The organism is Bacillus sp. AC266 (assembly GCF_979253805.1).
Window position 1 is genome coordinate 1,316,029 of sequence record NZ_CEEDEC010000001.1, and the last position, 16,689, is coordinate 1,332,717.

The following is a 16,689-nucleotide window of genomic DNA, read 5'->3' on the forward strand; positions in this document are numbered from 1 at the left end:
TCCTACCCTCTAATCATCATTGAAATACCATTTTCAAGTCCCTCCGACTCAATTACAATTGCCATCAAGCCCTTTTCCGTACTCGTCTCATGAAACTCACCCTTCTCCCAAAACACAGCTTGTCCAGCTTCCACCTTCACTTTTTCTTTATCTGCCCCGCATACATATCCTTCACCATCCACAATAAGAAGCAGTTGAGATACAACTGCTTCATGATATCCGATAATTCCATTCTCTTGTAAATGCATGGCACCGATATGTATATTCCCTTGATGTTTTAATATTTTTGACATTATAAAGTTAGATTGAAATGCTGATATATGCTCTCCCACTTTTTCACTGAAATCAAAAATTTTCATTTCTGATCCTCCTTATATGTATAAAACCATTCTCACTGTTTGCAGCATATGTCCTTCGAAATCTTCTTCAAATTGCTCTAAAGCCGCAAAACCTTTTGCTTCATAAAATCGTTTTCCTTTTTCATTTTCCGCTTCTACATGAATGTACATTTTTCGAATCCCTTTTAACGTCGTGATCCCTTTTTGTAACAAAGCTGTCCCTATCCCTTTCCCTTGCTGATCTGGCAACAAATAAATTGCACCTAATTCTGCTTCGTTTTGCAGTCTAATTGGTGAAAAATTTGCAAAGCCAATTACTTCTCCCTCTTCTTCCGCAACAAATAAATGTGTATTTTCAAGACGATATTTCATTTTTTCATCGGAATACGCTTCATTTAAAAAGTTGTCTTGAATCTCTCCCGGAATAATTCCTTCGTAAGTATCATGCCAAGCTATTTTCGCTACGTTTTGTACAGCATGAATATCTTCTTGCTTCATTTCTCTAATTACATATGTCATCTCGATGTCTCCATTCTCTTTAAATTACACTCTGCTAAAATACTAGAAGAAACGGCAGAACCATCTTCATAATTTACCTTAATTAATTTTAACTTCTCAATCGAAGCTAGTGTAACATTAAATTTTTCATATATATATTCCATTACACTTAAAAATTGATTTGAATTTAACCCATTAGCAATCGTGCAATGCGGAATCCATTTTCCTGGAACGTAATAGGACTGTGGATTATCATGAAAAGTTTTGAAATAATCATGATAAGAATGATGAAGTCTTAATAATTCATCAGTAATGGTTGGTGCTAGAAAGATCGTTCCGTTAGTAGGAAAAGTTCCAACTGAAGGAAAAGTTACAGCGGAGATGTTCTCTTGAAAAACTACAAACTCCTCTAATTTCTTCGTATATAAATTAACATCTAACTCATTATAATCAGCCAATGTAATATGTGGTTCTACTCCAGCTAGTTGATTTATTCCAATTATATTTGTTAATTCATTTTGCAATTCTTTAATTTTATTAGTAAACACACTATCCAATGTAGCAATAATTGCGTACATGCTTCCTCACCCCTTCGTTACACATAGCGCTTCCCACTCTTCACGAATCATTCCCATTCGAATAGAGTCATAGTATGTCCCGTTATAATAACGGCATTTTCGCATTCTACCTTCTAATCGCATTCTTATTTTCTCCGCTACTTTCATCATTCGTTCATTACCAGACCAAGTCGTAAGTCCTACTCTACCAATCTCCATATTTTCAAATAGCAAATCTCTATATAGTTTTAATGCTTCTGTACCATATCCACCATTCCAGTATGCTGGGTCATAAATTACGATTCCCATTTCTAACCAACGCGTCGGTTTATGTTCCCAATAAAATCCGACTGTCCCTATAATTTGACCGTTATTTTCTATTATTAAATTTGATAGCGGTTCTTCTTGTAAACGAGTTTGCATCTTCTCTTTATAGGACGAATATTCTTGCATTGAGAACGGAAAATACGGTGCATCCCATTTTTTCCACTCTGGATTTTCTTCTTTATATATGAAGCTCCATAATGTTTTTATATCTGATTCTTCAATTGTACGAATTGTAACTTTGTTCCCCTTTAATATAACGTTTTGCATAATTCCCTCCTACATTCCTCTTTATTTCATATACAATTATAATATTTTTTCAGAAAAATCAAAACAAATATCATTTATTATATTGTATAATTTTGTTATAAAATACGAATTATTTATGTAAATTAGCCTATTTTTTCGAGTTTAATTTAGAAACGGAACTTCGGAAAAAATCAGATGAAGTACGAACTCGTAACATAGTTAATAAAAAATAGGAGGTTATATCCCTCCCATTTTAGCTAAATATTGTATTCCTCTTCTTTTCTATCTCAAGTAGAATTCCTTTCTCTATCCAGCCTTCTACACCATCTTTTTTAATTAAATCATATCCGACACAACTACCATCAATGAGAGAAACAACATCCCCGTTTCTAACGCTTAATTGTGCACAAGAAATATCCGTTTTCACTGTATACTCACCTGATTCAAGTTGCTTTATATACTCGTTTTTCACATGAAGTAATTCATTTGTTCCTAGTTGTTTACATACGGTAAAACCTTTCATTCTCTCCACAGGCTCTATATAATAATGCGGATATGTAACCTCGCCCTGCATTACTGAATTCGCATTAAAATCGGCCAATACTTCATACTGCGGAAAATGATCTACATATGTATAAGAAAACGTATCACCTGAAGTTGTCCTCTGAATAATAAATGCATTTAATTGCCCTGCTTCTTTAATCGCATTACCACCATCAATCGCAATAATTTTTTTCTCCTTATCAATAACTGGATTGTTAGACGGCGCCTCCTCGGAATAGTTCACAACAGGCCAATGTCCAACAATTACGTACTTATCCGCTCTATGTGACTTATTAAAAAACTCCGGCATTGCAATTGCATTTTTCCTGTCTGTTTGTCTCCAATTCTCTCTATCTTCAAGGCCAGCATGTACAAAGATATAATCATCAGTTTCAATAGCAGTTGGCAATTCTGTTAGCCACTTTATTTCTTTTGAAAAATGGCTCATCAATATTTTTTTCACTTCACAAATATCACTTTCTTCATTAACGGTAACGTTCAATTTCGCTAACCATTCATTAAAAATTGTATTCTTTCTCGTACATAAATAATTTATTAGCGCAGGATTTTCATTTACAAGCGCTTCAACTACAGCTTCACAATTCCCTTCAATTACATAAACATTTGGCTTGCTAACTACTAGATCCATCACATAGTTTACGACGCCAATGCTATTTCTTCCTTTCTCACAAAGATCACCATTAATAATTAAATAATCTTCATCTTTAAAATTAACTTTATGTAATAATTCCTTTAAAAGATTTAATTCGCCATGAATATCAGATATTACGATAACTCTTACACCTTTTGGGATTAATAGTTTCTGAATTTTTTCCAAGTATGAACTCCCCTAACCTTCTTTACATTCAATATTATCGTCTCAATTATAAAGAAACTATTCGACAAAATAAGCAATTAACCCTCTTCATCTTAAACTTCTAAATAAAAGTAGGTTCTATATGTTACCTCACATAGAACCTACTTAATATTATAACTCTTTATAAAAAGAATAACTTACCTTATCATAGCCTTCTCTTTCATAAAAACGATGTGCATCAGCTCTTGGAAACGCTGATGTAAGAACGATAGAACTGCACCCTTTTTCTTCCCCCCACTTTTCTACATATGACAGCAGAACCTTACCATATCCTTTTGATCTGTGAGCTTCTGCAGTTACAAGATCATATACGAAAACATGTTTCTCATTATAAAAATTCGTACAAATCGCTACACCAGCTAGACTAACAACTTCGTCATCTTCATTCTGTAACGAGAGTAGTTTATAATTTTCTTTTTTCATTTTTTGAAATAAAGAACTTGCTTCTTCTCTTGAAATTTTTGTTCGTAATTGCTGTAATACAGGGAATACATCATGTAAATCAGCTTCTGTTACTATTTCTCTAATATTCATTTTGATTCTCCTCTTTTTATTTATTAAATTTTCTAAATGTTGTATCATCATTATAAAAAGTAACTGCCCTTAACTTAAGTGACAGTTCGATTATTTTTTATATGGCCAGTTTTTAAAGGAGAATTCTTAGAATGGATCTTACTATCCCATTACAATTAGAAAGTAAAACACCAATTTATTTACAAATTTACGAATATATGAAACGAGAAATCTCTCAGGGATCACTGCCTGCCGGTACACGCCTTCCTTCTCACAGAAATTTAGCGATACAACTTAATGTTAGCCGTATTACTGTTGAATCTGCTTATCAACAATTACTAGCTGAAGGTTATGTAGAAAGTAAACCGAAGCGCGGGATTTTTGTTGTGGAAGTTGATATTGATGTCATTCAAAATAAACAACACGTTGCGTCAAACAGCGTTAACAATATTAAAAATGAACAATATGACTATGATTGTAGCCAAGGCCTTATTGATCAAAAAGCTTTTCCAATTACAAACTGGAAAAGAGCATTACAAGAAACTTTATTCCAGTATGAAAATGAATTATTTGCTAGAGAAGATCCTCAAGGTGAGTTCGTTTTACGAGAGCATATTTCAAAATATTTATACCATGCCCGCGGGGTACATTCTTCACCTGATCAAATTATTATCGGAGCCGGTACGCAGCCTCTTCTTTGGCTACTACTTCAACTGCTTGGTTCAAAAAAAGAATATGGAATCGAAAACCCTGGATTTCACCGTATAACTGCTATGATTCAAAGCTCTGCTCTTCCTGTTCACCCTATACCTCTAGATGATAAAGGGCTTCATATTTCAGCTTTACGTGAATCAAGTGCTAATGTAGCATACGTCACTCCATCTCACCAATTTCCTCTTGGAATGATTATGCCATTATCTAGAAGGCTCGAATTATTAAGATGGGCCAATGATTGCGAAGGATATATTATTGAAGATGATTATGACGGGGAATTTCGTTATGTAGGAAAACCTATCCCCTCTTTACAGGGACTAGATTCAAATGAACGCGTTATTTATATGGGAACTTTCTCGAAATCCTTTTTACCTTCTTTGCGAATGGGGTATATCGTTTTACCACCTCATCTATTAAAAATCTATACAGAGCTTGAAGGTAAGTTTAAACAAACTGTTTCCACAATACAGCAACTCGCTTTTGCAACCTTTATTCACAATGGTGATTGGGAGCGCCATTTGAACCGTAGTCGTACGTTATATAAAAGAAAACATATTTCTTTAGTTAAATCTATTACAAATGAAATGGGCAATAACGTTCATATACTCGGTGAACAATCAGGGCTTCATATCGTACTTCATGTTCATAATGGGATGAACGAACAAGAACTTATTCATGCTGCTGCAAAACAGCGAATCAAGTTGTATCCTCTCTCCACATATGATTCTGTACATAATTTAAGAGAGGCGTCATATGTATTACTCGGTTTCGGCAGTATTCCCGAAGATAGTATCGAAACGGTTGTCAAATTACTGAAAAAAGTCTGGTTCCCTAACTAAAAATAACTCCACGTAAGTTATACTTACGTGGAGTTATTTTTAGTCACTATTTTTCTGATACTTGCCCTGATCTCGCTGTCCTTCCTGGACGCTTAACACCAGTTGTTTCTGTTGAATAAGAAGCTTCAATTATAGCGGTTGGATCTACAGAGAGAACGAGATCTTTCATTTTTGGATAAATGAAACGGTTTGTAATACAATAAATGATTTTCTTGTGCTCTCCTAAAAAACCACCTTCTCCATGTAGATACGTAACGGATAATTGCAATTCTTTCATAAGCAAATCGCCTATTTCTTTATTTTTCCCAGAAATAATCATAACGCTCTTTCCTTGATTAATACCATCTAATATGAAATCAATCATTTTCGTAACAATATAGAAAATAGCTAATGAGAACATCGCTTGTTCGATTGAAAATAAAATGGCAACAAAAATGAAAATAACCGCATTTACAGCAAGTAAAAATGTACTAATTGGTACTTTAAAATGCTTGTTCATCCAAACAGCTAACATTTCTGATCCATCAATTGCTCCGCCCATTTTTACAACAATCCCAACACCAACACCAAATAGAACTCCTCCATAAAGTACAATTAATAATTCCGAAGTCGTAATTGCTGGAAATGGCTTTAAATAAATCAATCCAAGTGTTGTAACAACATTTGCATAGGATGTACGGATGAAGAACTTCTTTCCCATTACTTTTGCAGTAAATAACAAAATAGGAATATTAAGTCCTAAAAACACTCCGTAAAGCGGTAATCCTGCAACTTTATTTGCCATAATAGCAATCGCAGTTACCCCACCGTCTACTAGGCCATTAGGCGCTAAAATAAGCTCTAGTGAGCCCGCTACAATAATGGATCCAATTGTTAATAATACGTATTCGAATAATTTTTTCATTCATTACCCCCAAAACTTATATATTTTCTTAGTATTATTTTAACGTAATTTTACTACTAATTCAAAGATATCAGTTTATATACACAAAAGTTTCACCTTTATAGTGATTTTTTATGTAATTTATTTATAAAAACACACTTACGTATTTCAGTAAGTGTGCTCCAAACATTTATTTAAGTTTTAAGTATGAATTCACTTTCATTTTAAATATTTCATCAACTGCTCTATTATACCCACCAGCATTTCGAAGTGACTCTCCAACTTTACGACTATTTTCCTTAAACGTTACATCATACATTACTTTCTTTACAGTCTCACGTAACAATTCAGAAGTTAATTCTTTACGATTAAGCCTTATTCCAGCTCCTACTTCACTCACTCGTTTCGCAACTAAAGGCTGATCTCCTGTTACCGGAATTACAACTAACGGGACACCGTAATATAGTGCTTCACTCGAACTATTCATACCACCATGTGTCACGAATACATCAGCGTACTGTAATACTTCTAATTGCGGCACATAATTATACAACTTAAAGTTATTCGGAATGTTTTCAAATTGACTTATATTTATCTTCTTACCAACAACTAATAGGACTGTCGCTTCTACATCTTTAAACGCTTCAAAACATTTTTCATATAACTCAGGTTGTTCATTAAAAACTGTTCCCATAGAAATGAAAATCAATTGTTTATCTTTTAAACCTTCCATAGGAAAGCTATCTACTTCTTTTCGAGTAGCAATTGATGGACCGACAAACTTATACGATTCATCGAATACATCTGAACGGGGCTGATATTCCTTTGAAGTATATACAATAGTAATATCACCAGGATGATTCATAATATCATACATATTAATACATTTCATTCCATACTGCCTATTCCATTTTTCCATTCCCGCTAAACAAGATTGATATAATGGATTAGTTTCATCTACTTGTCTCGATTCTTGTTCATCATTAAAAGTAATGTACTGATTAAAAGCAAACGTTGTACAAGAAGAAACGCTAGGTAATTTTAAAACATTCGCTATAATACGTCCTACTGGAAAATGATTATCGTATATCAAGTAATCGTACTTTTCCCCTTTTGTTTCTTCTACAATTTGAGTAACAATACGCTCTGATGCTTCAATCATATGAGATAGCATCGTCAAAGGACTCCCACCTTCATTTACTCGTTCCATAATATTAATTTGAGAGAGAAAATTCTCAAACACTCGGAATTCTGCACCTGTTGCTTCAATCTTCTTTCTATAATCTTCAATACAATACGAAACAACTGTTTCCCCTCGCCGAATTAACTCACTTACAATAGCTAAAGTCGGATTTATATGACCTTCTCCAGGGAAATTTATTACGAGTACATTTGCCATAATATTCTCTCCTATCTAATATAATTAATAGTTAATCATATTAATTAATTTAAAACTATTAAGTAATCTATTCTACTTCTTCATATTTTTCTCTTCATTTTATAATTGAGAAATATTTTTCATAACCTACATTATAACTCTTATAAAAGTAGGCTTAACCTTTCATTTATTGAAAAATACGGGATTTACATTCAGGCATTTTTACAGATTTATCATCAGAAACATTATTTTGATAATTCATACAAAACTAGAAAAATATAATTTTCACACTGATTTCTCACCATAAATTTATTTAAGTTCTATGTTGTCCCCATCATTATCCACTTGGTACATATTCTGTTATATAATGAATTTATAGAATTTACAGAAAAAGGAGCTCTTTCATGCTACAACAATTGTTCACTTCACCCATTTTATCTGTTCAAACTTTGCATCCAGGCTATGTAGACCATGCAAGCGACGTGTTTCTTGTTAAAACAGAAGCTGAAGAAGTTATTGTTCGTTCCTCAAAAATGACTGAAGAGCCCGACAATGATTTTTGGTGGGGATGTAAAAATCTTTTTGGAATTGATCCAAGGCATGTACATCATTTAGAAACAATACACGCATTATTGAAAAAGCATACTACCTTACCCATCCCGACTATTTTGCAAAAACATGTTTTAAATGAGCGAGAGTATGTAATCGTCGAAAAACTAACCGGAAATACGCTGCAATCATTTATCGGACAACCTGATTCTATTTTATTCAGCCTTGGAAAAGGACTAGCAGAAATTCATTCGTTTCAAGCAGAGTTTATAGGAAACCCATCAAATAATTTCCACATTCCACTAGAAGAATTTAAGTCTCACATATTAAAAGTCAGTAAAGATCTTGTAAATAAGTTCTATTCCGATAACGCGAGCATCCAAAACGCATTTCATACTTTTGAGTCACAGCTCTCTTCCTTGCCGTCACCGAAGGAATCTACACTTGTTTTAATTGATATGGATCCTACTCAGTTTTTATCAGATGGAGAATCTATTACTGGTTTAGTAGATACAGAGGCTTATGCAATTTCTCCACGAGAGTTTGATTTTATTGGATTAGAATATGTACTTACAGAAAAAGAGGCTCATGCTTTTAAACAAGGTTACGAAACCATTATGCCCATTCCTCGTCTTGAAGAATGTAGACACCCCTATCGATATTTGTACCGGTTATTATCTGTTCAGGGCAATGTGGAGTTAGAAAAGTGGCTAAGTCATCCATCCTATTTTTAAATACGAATGAGAGGGATTATGAAATGAATATTGAAAAAAAGAAATCTTTAACAGCAAACGAAATTCAGCAAATGAAAGATTTAGCTCATATTTGCGGACAACACGATCAAATTGATTATTCGTCAGATTTACATGTCAACTTTTTAACTGCCCGTAATAAAGAAAGGATAAATGATTTTATATTTTATGATGGTACTCAATTAATTGGTGCATTAAGTATGTATGACTTTGAAAGACCGACAAAACTGGAGTTAATAGGGTTTGTTCATCCAAACTATAGGAAACAACATATAGGCACCACTCTTTTACAAACCGCAATGAAAGAAATACGAATAAGAGAGGCAGATGAAGCTCTTCTTATTTTGAATGGGGATTCTGCTTCTGGGAAAGAATTTGCAAAACAAATGAAGTTACCTTATTTATATAGTGAATATAGTATGGAGTTCAAAGCAAAAGAAGTGCAAAAAACAACAAAGAATACTATACAGCTCACTCTTGCATCTTCAGAATCACTTCTTAATCTTATTGAAATTTCCAGTAAAGCCTTTGGAGATTCTGTAGAGAATACCGCTACATGGTTACAGAAAATGATGAATTCACCTTCTCATCAAGTTTACATTGCTCTTATTAATGAAAAAGCAATTGGAACGATTACAGTTACTGAGCAAGAGCAATCTACTACACTATCAGGATTTGCAGTTCATCCTTCTTATCAAGGTAAAGGATATGGTAAAGATATTCTTAGTTATATGGTACATACACTTATTACAGAAGGAGTTTCAACAATTCAACTAGACGTCGAAACGAAAAATAACAATGCTTTAAAACTATATACACAATGTGGTTTTGAAATTATGACGAAGTATGATTATTATGGATTGCTGGAAAATGAGGAGACTTATTATGTCTAATAAAATCATTTATTCGGACTATGATATCTTCGCATCTATTTATAATAAGTATTGGGGGCATTTTGCTGAACACTCCTATCCAGCCTATCATAAATTTATTTTACAATACGCCAGTTCCCACTCCCGCATATTAGATCTTTGCTGCGGAACCGGTCATCTTTCTAAAATATTAATCGATAACAATTTCATTGTAACTGGTATAGATGGTTCAGCTCAAATGATTGCACATGCACGTAAAAATGCATCAGAAGCAACCTTCATTGTTGATGATGCGCGCTATTTCAAAGTAGATGAGCAATTCCACTATGTCATCTCAGCCGGCGATAGCTTAAACCACATTATGAAATTAGATGAACTAAAAAATACTTTTCACAACGTTTACTCTGCGTTATATGATGGCGGCTCATTCGCATTTGATATGAATATGGAAAAAGGCTTTTTTGAAAATTGGAGTGCTTCCTTTCATATTTCAGAACGCGAATATGTTTGTACCATCGATTCCACTTATGATAATGAAAGTCACAGAGCAGAGATGAATTTCATTCTATTTAAACATGACATAAATGATAATTGGAAAAGAAGTGACTTTTCTTTTGAGGAAGCTTGTTACTCCAATGAAGAAATAATTTCTTCGTTGGAATCTGTAGGATTTAAAAACATTCAACTACATGGTACAAATAGAACATTTTTCATTTGTCAAAAATAAAAAAACTGAATCATATTGATTCAGTTTTTTCTTATTTTTTTCTTAATATATTTACAACCGCAGTCGTTTCATCATTTTTTTTATAAACACGTGGAATTCTTCTATCCAACATGCATGTAACTTCATAATTAATTGTACCTAACATATCTGCTATTTCTTCCACCGCAATCTCTTCTTCACCTTGTTTGCCGTAGAATACAACTTCGTCTCCTACTTGTACTGGCATTGCATTTGTAACATCTAGCATAAGCTGATCCATACAAACACGGCCAATTACAGGTACTCGTACTCCGTTTATTAGTGCATACCCTTTATTAGATAGCTGACGATTATAACCATCAGCATAACCAATCGGTACAGTTGCAATCCATTCTTCGCCCGTTGTTACATAAGTATTCCCATAGCTAACACCACGATTTTTCTTCGCATGTTTAACATGAGCTACTTTTGATTTTAAAGACAACGCTGGCTGTAAGGAAGCAACTGTATGATCCACTTCTCTTGAAGGATACATACCGTAAATTCCAATACCGACACGAACCATATTTTGAAATGTGTTACTAAGTTCCATTGATCCTGCACTGTTTGAACTATGAATATATGGAAAATGAATTCCTAATTCTTCCGCTGTATTTACAGCTTTCTCAAACAAACTTGTTTGCATATTTGTATAAGTTTTATCTATTTCATCAGCGGTAGAGTAATGTGTAAACATCCCTACTACTTCTACATATCGCATACGTTTTAACTCTTCAAAAAACGGTTTAACTTCTTCTTCCTGTAAACCAATACGGCTCATTCCTGTATCAATTTTCACATGAATTCGCACTTTCTTTTGAAGATGGTTTGCAACTTCATCTATACCTTGTAAATCTTCTACTCTATAAACAGTCATCATAACGTCATATTGAATTACATCTTCTACAGCTGCTACTGGTGTATATCCTAAAATTAAAATAGGTACAGTGATTCCAGCTTCTCTTAATTCAATTGCTTCATCTACAAATGCAACTGCAAGTTGGTTTATTCCTGCTTCAATAGCCGATTTCGCAACTTCAACTGCCCCATGACCATACCCATTCGCTTTTACAGCAGCCATCATTGCAATATTTTCATCATTCACACGTTTTTTAAATTCTTTTACATTATGTTTTACCGCATTTAAGTCAACTTCAACAATTGTATCTCTTCCATATTTCAAGCTCATTGGTCTAACTCCTAACTCAATAATTACATTCCATTCTATTTCACGTTTCATATGACCTTTTACAATATAATACTTTTCACTATGCTAGTCAAACTACTAGAATTTTCGGAATTTTGAGTATGATATAATACCCTTAAGAAACTATTATATACGGAGGTGAGAATAATTACAATGTTTGTTCCATCTGCATTGAATCAAGTTAAAATTGCTATCGATACTTCCATTCAAATACTGAACCAATATACTGAAAGTGATTTGAAAATAAAGCCTATTGAATCAAAGCGGTCATTATTTGAAATGTGCACACATCTTTCCCTTATTTTCCATGCTGATTTACTCATATTAAATGGTATTACGGAAAAAGACTTACATACCTTTTATATAGAACAAACACCAGAAACAATTACTCAAATACAGCAAACGATGATACAAGGATACGATTTACTTTCGAAAACTTTTTTATCCTATTCCAATGAAGAATTAGCGGAAATTATGACTGCTTATTGGGGTATTTCTTACTCTCGATTCGAATGGTTGCTTGAAATCGTTGCACATTTTTATCATCATCGCGGGCAAATTCATATTTTATTATGTGAGCACGTTAAAGATCCTAACATACCTTTATTTCAATAAAGGTATGTTAGACGACATTAAACTTTTTTAAGGCAAATAAAATACCACCTTCACTCGCCTTCTTTGTAACGAAATCTGCTCTTGTTTTTAACTCTTCTCCGCCATTCTCCATCGCAATTCCTAGTCCTACATACTGTAACATCTCAATATCATTTCCACCGTCACCAAAAGCAATTGCTTCTGATTTACAAATTTTCAGATGTTCCAATACCTTTTGAATTGCAGTTAGTTTCGATACTTTATTATCTTCCAACACATTCATAACGTAACCATGAAAACGTTCAAACGTAAGCATTGGATATCTTTTCAAAAATTTTTGAGTTTCTGATTCATCAGCATACAGACATACACAATAAACCTCTTCTAACAAGTTTCTGACTTTGTCAGGATACTGCTCTAAATTTAACGTTTCGTTTAGTGCTCGTATTACACGTTCATCTTTCGAGGCAACACCATTCATAGCAAATTCTTCTGTAAAATAAGAAACACTATGACCATGTAATTCAGCGAAATTTGAAATATCATGAACAATTCCACTTGAAAGTACCGATTTATGTATAACTTCTTCCCTACATTTTATATGTGCACCATTTGCAGAAATAAACGTGTTTATGCCCAGCTCTTTAAATTGTGAACATAAGCTATATGGTCTCCCGGTTGTAACAACTACGTGAATTTCTTTATCTATTAACCTTTGTATCGCTTCTTTTGTGCTTTCATGCATACTTCTATCAATCTCACTTAAAAGAGTACCATCCACATCGAAAAATACAACTTTGTACATATCCTCTTACATTCCCTCTAAATGATTTGTATCATTTATAAAATGAATAGTTTTCTGTTTATCCGTAAGTTCAATCAAACTAATTCCCGTATCTCCCATTTTAAAATAATAGTCCATGCTAATTGGCATTTGGAAAAACGCTCGTAAAATACTATTTATTACACCACCGTGTGCAACAATTGCAATTCGGTCATCTGTATTCTCTGTCACGATTTTAGAAAAAATTCCTTCTATTCTCATTCTAAATTCAATAAATGATTCCCCGTTTTCAAACCGGTCATGAAGAAACTTTGGCTCTGGATATTTTTTCGCTTCTTCAAATGATAACCCTGCTTGTACCCCATTATTAAACTCCATTAATTCTTCTTCTAGTTGAATTGGGCACCCAGTTCCTTCTGCTAATGTTTCACCAGTTTCGCGAGCACGTTTTAATGTGCTTGCCCAAATGAAATCTGGCGGGAAATCTGCTTTCACTTTCTGTACAAGTCTTTGCACTTGCTGTCTTCCCTTTTCTGTTAATTCAAAGTCAGCTCGCCCTTCATGTACATTTAAAATATCAGCTTCTGATTCACCGTGGCGTATTAATATTATTTGCATATTTCCCCTACTTCCTCATTTAATATTCACAAGATTCCATTATATCATATTCTTACCTTTATATAACAAAAAAGGAACGGTTTCCCGTTCCTCACCCATTCACTTTCTCCGCATTGTTCCAATAATATTTACTAAACGCTTCCGTCAACACATCAATTGTGTTATATAATTCATCTAATGTATTATCAACACCACCAACTTCAATTAACATCGCATTTTTAGATAAATCTTGATTATAAACGCCATTTCCATCTTTTTTATACTTTGGAAAGATTCCTCTGCTTAATCCGTAATAGTTTTCATCTAAATAACTATTGATTGCTCTTGCAATTTTTTCATTTTCAGCACGCCCTTCATTTTCCATCCCAATTATAAAATATAATCTTGCATACGATTTCCCGTTAATTACTTTTGTTGTTACCTTCTTCCGCTGATCATCACGGTGTATATCAATCGGAAACGCAATTTTATTATTTTGTGCTAATGTTTCTTTTACATATTCATGAGACGCTTTATATGATTGCGGCCATTTCCATTTTTTACTCGCTAATAAATCCCCCATATTCGTTTTATCATGAACTACCGGAATTCCTTGTCCTTCAAGTTGTTCTTTCATACGTTTCCCTAGTAAGGACACATTTACATCTGGACTTGATGGATCGGTAGCCCCTGGTAATAACGGAAAGAAAGATTCCCAGCTATGTGTATGATAAATATATACTGCACTTTCACCTTTTTTCGCTCCGTTCTTTTTCTGAACCGGATTATTCTTTTCAGCTTCTGTAACTTTATCTTTTGCTACTTCTCGCTCTTTCGTTACTTCTTCAATCGGTACACTAGATTCATTTGGGATATTCGTAAAGTTTGTCCCTTCCCCAGCTACGATAATGTTAGAGTAATACTTTGACATACCAGGCACTTCTTTACCGACAAACGTTCTTAAATCTTTAATTTTCAAATCCGTCGCCATCGAGAACATTAAATTTCCAAATGACTCCCTTTTATTCTGCTTAAAATAATCAAATCCGTAATAGCGATTCTCACTTTCTATCATTTGAACAAAACCTTGCATCGATACTTTTCCAAACCATTGATTCGCGTAATTCGATTTCATTGTATGTAAAAGCGACGTCAAAATCGACGCAATAATAATTGTGACTAGTGCATATAGAAAGAGTAACGAGATTAGTTTCTTCCCATGTATACGGGTTGCATACTTTTTCACTGTATCACCTTCTTTATACATGGATATGTACAAGCCTTTCGTAATATACGCAAAAAAAAGAGAAATGGCATCCCATTTCTCTTCCTCACTCTTATTGTTCTTTTTCTGTATCTGACGAAGGTAATTTCTTCGTTTGTTTCTCTTTAAAGATTTCCCCAATTGCCCCAAGAGTACCAAGTGTTTCAATTGCATTAGATGGAATAAACACTTTATTCGCTGGGCCTTTTGCAACCTCAATCAATGATTCAAATGATTTATAAGCAAGTACGCGCTCATCTAAATCTGCTGCTCGTAGTAATTCAATTCGACTTTGTTCTGCTTTTGCGATTTCCACAATCGCTCTTGCTTCCCCTTGCGCTTCTAATTCTTTTGCTTCTTTTATACCTTCAGCCTCGCGGATACGAGCTTCTTTATCCCCTTCGGCCATTAAAATCTTACTTTGTTTTTCCCCCTCAGCACGAAGGACTTTATCTTGTTTCGCAGCTTCTGCTTCTAAAATAATCGCACGTTTATTACGCTCTGCTTTCATTTGTTTTTCCATCGATACTTGCACATCTTTCGGCGGGTTAATATCAACTATTTCGACACGCTCAATACGAACGCCCCATTTTTCCGTCGCTTCGTCAAGCGCTAAACGGATTTCCATTGAAATTTTTTCACGACCTGATAATGTTTCATCAAGTTCCATGTTACCAATAATTTGACGCATCGTTGCAGATGTAATATTACGAACACCATATTCATAGTTTGAAATACCATATGTCGCAAGTTCTGGCTCAACAATTTGATAGAAAATAATTGTATCAATTTCTACTTGCACATTATCTTTCGTAATTACCTTTTGCGGTGGTACATTCGTTTGTTGAATACGTAGATCGTGATATACACGTACGCGGTCTACAATTGGAATTAAAATATTTAATCCTGGGTGCATAATACGTTGGAATTTACCAAATCTCTCAACAACCCCAACCTTTTGCTGTGGAATAATTTTAATTGTTAACGCAATAAATACAACGACAATTAAAGCAAAAATAATCGTTAATGTTAATGCTACCATATTTATTCACTCTCCTTTTTCACTTGTAACACAGTACTATGCCTCTTTATAACAACGACTTTTTCTCCGGCATCAATAGAAACATCTGAAATAGCTGTCCAAGTATCTCCATCCACTTTCACAATACCGTTCACTTCACTTGTAATCGCTTGCATGACAATCCCTTTTTTACCAACAAGTTTATCTACTGTATCAGTAAAACCTCTTGCTTCTCGAAAGTTTTTTGAAATTCTTTTCGTAAAGAAGGTCAATGTTAAACTTACAATTGCCCCGACAACCAATTGTAAAAACAGTGCATCAGGAGCAAACAAAGCAATAAGACCTCCGACAACAGCTCCAATTCCAAGCCAAAGCATGTAAAACGTAATCGACAACATTTCCGCAATAAATAAAATACCCGCTATTATAAACCAAATCACCCATCCAGCCATATGCAACCCTCACTTTCTTTCTCATTTTCTATATGTATATGAAGAAAAGAATGGTTTATCCGCCCTTTCTCATAGAGGGGGCGTTTGCTACAAGCTATTATATGTATTCGCTGTTACAACAAGCATTAATATAATGCTA

The 16,689-nt window shown here is 34.0% G+C and carries 19 protein-coding genes; 5 read left to right on the forward strand and 14 right to left on the reverse strand.

Features of this window, described 5'->3' with window-relative positions; genetic code table 11:
* Positions 1–2: 2 nt before the first annotated feature.
* The 6 genes from AC0IXC_RS06705 to AC0IXC_RS06730 all read right to left on the reverse strand — a co-directional run bounded on the left by AC0IXC_RS06705 (position 3) and on the right by AC0IXC_RS06730 (position 3,920).
* Entirely contained in the window at positions 3–359 is a 357-nt protein-coding gene (locus AC0IXC_RS06705; RefSeq protein ID WP_107887955.1) for a cupin domain-containing protein, read from the reverse strand.
* Between the two features lie 12 nt (positions 360–371).
* Entirely contained in the window at positions 372–857 is a 486-nt protein-coding gene (locus AC0IXC_RS06710) for a GNAT family N-acetyltransferase (RefSeq protein ID WP_002127033.1), read from the reverse strand.
* Positions 854–1,414: a 2'-5' RNA ligase family protein gene (locus AC0IXC_RS06715; protein WP_326996495.1), complete on the reverse strand. Its 561-nt coding sequence runs from the start codon at positions 1,412–1,414 to the stop codon at positions 854–856. Before AC0IXC_RS06715 ends, AC0IXC_RS06710 begins: the two co-directional genes overlap by 4 nt.
* Before the next feature lie 6 nt (positions 1,415–1,420).
* Positions 1,421–1,987: a GNAT family N-acetyltransferase gene (locus tag AC0IXC_RS06720; RefSeq protein ID WP_471652729.1), complete on the reverse strand. Its 567-nt coding sequence runs from the start codon at positions 1,985–1,987 to the stop codon at positions 1,421–1,423.
* A gap of 232 nt (positions 1,988–2,219) precedes the next feature.
* Positions 2,220–3,347 carry a metallophosphoesterase gene (locus tag AC0IXC_RS06725; protein WP_471652730.1) on the reverse strand — a complete coding sequence of 376 codons (1,128 nt, stop codon included), beginning with the start codon at positions 3,345–3,347 and terminating at the stop codon, positions 2,220–2,222.
* A gap of 150 nt (positions 3,348–3,497) precedes the next feature.
* On the reverse strand, positions 3,498–3,920 hold the full coding sequence (locus tag AC0IXC_RS06730) for a GNAT family N-acetyltransferase (protein ID WP_088032670.1): 423 nt from the start codon (positions 3,918–3,920) through the stop codon (positions 3,498–3,500).
* Between the two features lie 131 nt (positions 3,921–4,051).
* Between AC0IXC_RS06730 and pdxR the strand changes: the two genes are divergently transcribed.
* Positions 4,052–5,452 carry a MocR-like pyridoxine biosynthesis transcription factor PdxR gene (gene pdxR / locus AC0IXC_RS06735; protein WP_326996492.1) on the forward strand — a complete coding sequence of 467 codons (1,401 nt, stop codon included), beginning with the start codon at positions 4,052–4,054 and terminating at the stop codon, positions 5,450–5,452.
* 46 nt (positions 5,453–5,498) lie between these two features.
* Here the strand turns inward: pdxR and AC0IXC_RS06740 are convergent, their stop codons facing one another.
* Both AC0IXC_RS06740 and AC0IXC_RS06745 read right to left on the reverse strand, forming a co-directional pair.
* Complete coding sequence (locus tag AC0IXC_RS06740; protein WP_002189389.1) at positions 5,499–6,356, reverse strand: YitT family protein; 858 nt, start codon at positions 6,354–6,356, stop codon at positions 5,499–5,501.
* A 169-nt stretch (positions 6,357–6,525) separates the two neighbouring features.
* Positions 6,526–7,734 carry a macrolide family glycosyltransferase gene (locus AC0IXC_RS06745; protein WP_471652731.1) on the reverse strand — a complete coding sequence of 403 codons (1,209 nt, stop codon included), beginning with the start codon at positions 7,732–7,734 and terminating at the stop codon, positions 6,526–6,528.
* 383 nt (positions 7,735–8,117) lie between these two features.
* Between AC0IXC_RS06745 and AC0IXC_RS06750 the strand changes: the two genes are divergently transcribed.
* Genes AC0IXC_RS06750 through AC0IXC_RS06760 form a run of 3 tightly spaced genes read left to right on the forward strand, consistent with a single transcriptional unit; the run spans position 8,118 to position 10,613 of the window.
* The gene (locus AC0IXC_RS06750; RefSeq protein WP_471652732.1) at positions 8,118–8,996 is read left to right on the forward strand and encodes a phosphotransferase; all 879 of its coding nucleotides are present in this window, start codon (positions 8,118–8,120) and stop codon (positions 8,994–8,996) included.
* Positions 8,997–9,019: 23 nt separating this feature from the next.
* Positions 9,020–9,907 (forward strand): GNAT family N-acetyltransferase, encoded by an 888-nt coding sequence (locus AC0IXC_RS06755; protein ID WP_242247473.1) that lies wholly within the window; start codon positions 9,020–9,022, stop codon positions 9,905–9,907.
* Complete coding sequence (locus AC0IXC_RS06760) at positions 9,900–10,613, forward strand: class I SAM-dependent methyltransferase (protein WP_242247474.1); 714 nt, start codon at positions 9,900–9,902, stop codon at positions 10,611–10,613. The genes AC0IXC_RS06755 and AC0IXC_RS06760 overlap by 8 nt, the downstream gene beginning before the upstream one ends.
* Positions 10,614–10,644: 31 nt before the next feature.
* Here AC0IXC_RS06760 and alr read toward each other — a convergent pair whose 3' ends face one another.
* Positions 10,645–11,820 (reverse strand): alanine racemase, encoded by a 1,176-nt coding sequence (gene alr, locus AC0IXC_RS06765; RefSeq protein ID WP_471652733.1) that lies wholly within the window; start codon positions 11,818–11,820, stop codon positions 10,645–10,647.
* A 171-nt stretch (positions 11,821–11,991) separates the two neighbouring features.
* On the opposite strand from alr, the gene AC0IXC_RS06770 reads away from it, so the two are divergent.
* Positions 11,992–12,453, forward strand: coding sequence for a DinB family protein (locus AC0IXC_RS06770; protein WP_002086021.1), 462 nt, complete (start codon positions 11,992–11,994; stop codon positions 12,451–12,453).
* 7 nt (positions 12,454–12,460) lie between these two features.
* On the opposite strand, the gene AC0IXC_RS06775 is transcribed toward AC0IXC_RS06770, so the two are convergent.
* The 5 genes from AC0IXC_RS06775 to AC0IXC_RS06795 form a co-directional block, all read right to left on the reverse strand.
* Complete coding sequence (locus AC0IXC_RS06775; RefSeq protein ID WP_471652734.1) at positions 12,461–13,237, reverse strand: Cof-type HAD-IIB family hydrolase; 777 nt, start codon at positions 13,235–13,237, stop codon at positions 12,461–12,463.
* Positions 13,238–13,243: 6 nt separating this feature from the next.
* Positions 13,244–13,834, reverse strand: a complete 591-nt coding sequence (locus AC0IXC_RS06780) for a histidine phosphatase family protein (RefSeq protein ID WP_471652735.1) — start codon at positions 13,832–13,834, stop codon at positions 13,244–13,246.
* Between the two features lie 91 nt (positions 13,835–13,925).
* Complete coding sequence (gene spoIIP / locus AC0IXC_RS06785; protein ID WP_471652736.1) at positions 13,926–15,059, reverse strand: stage II sporulation protein P; 1,134 nt, start codon at positions 15,057–15,059, stop codon at positions 13,926–13,928.
* 91 nt (positions 15,060–15,150) lie between these two features.
* Complete coding sequence (locus AC0IXC_RS06790) at positions 15,151–16,119, reverse strand: SPFH domain-containing protein (protein WP_471652737.1); 969 nt, start codon at positions 16,117–16,119, stop codon at positions 15,151–15,153.
* A 2-nt stretch (positions 16,120–16,121) separates the two neighbouring features.
* Positions 16,122–16,550, reverse strand: a complete 429-nt coding sequence (locus AC0IXC_RS06795) for an NfeD family protein (protein ID WP_113734614.1) — start codon at positions 16,548–16,550, stop codon at positions 16,122–16,124.
* Between the last annotated feature and the right edge of the window lie 139 nt (positions 16,551–16,689).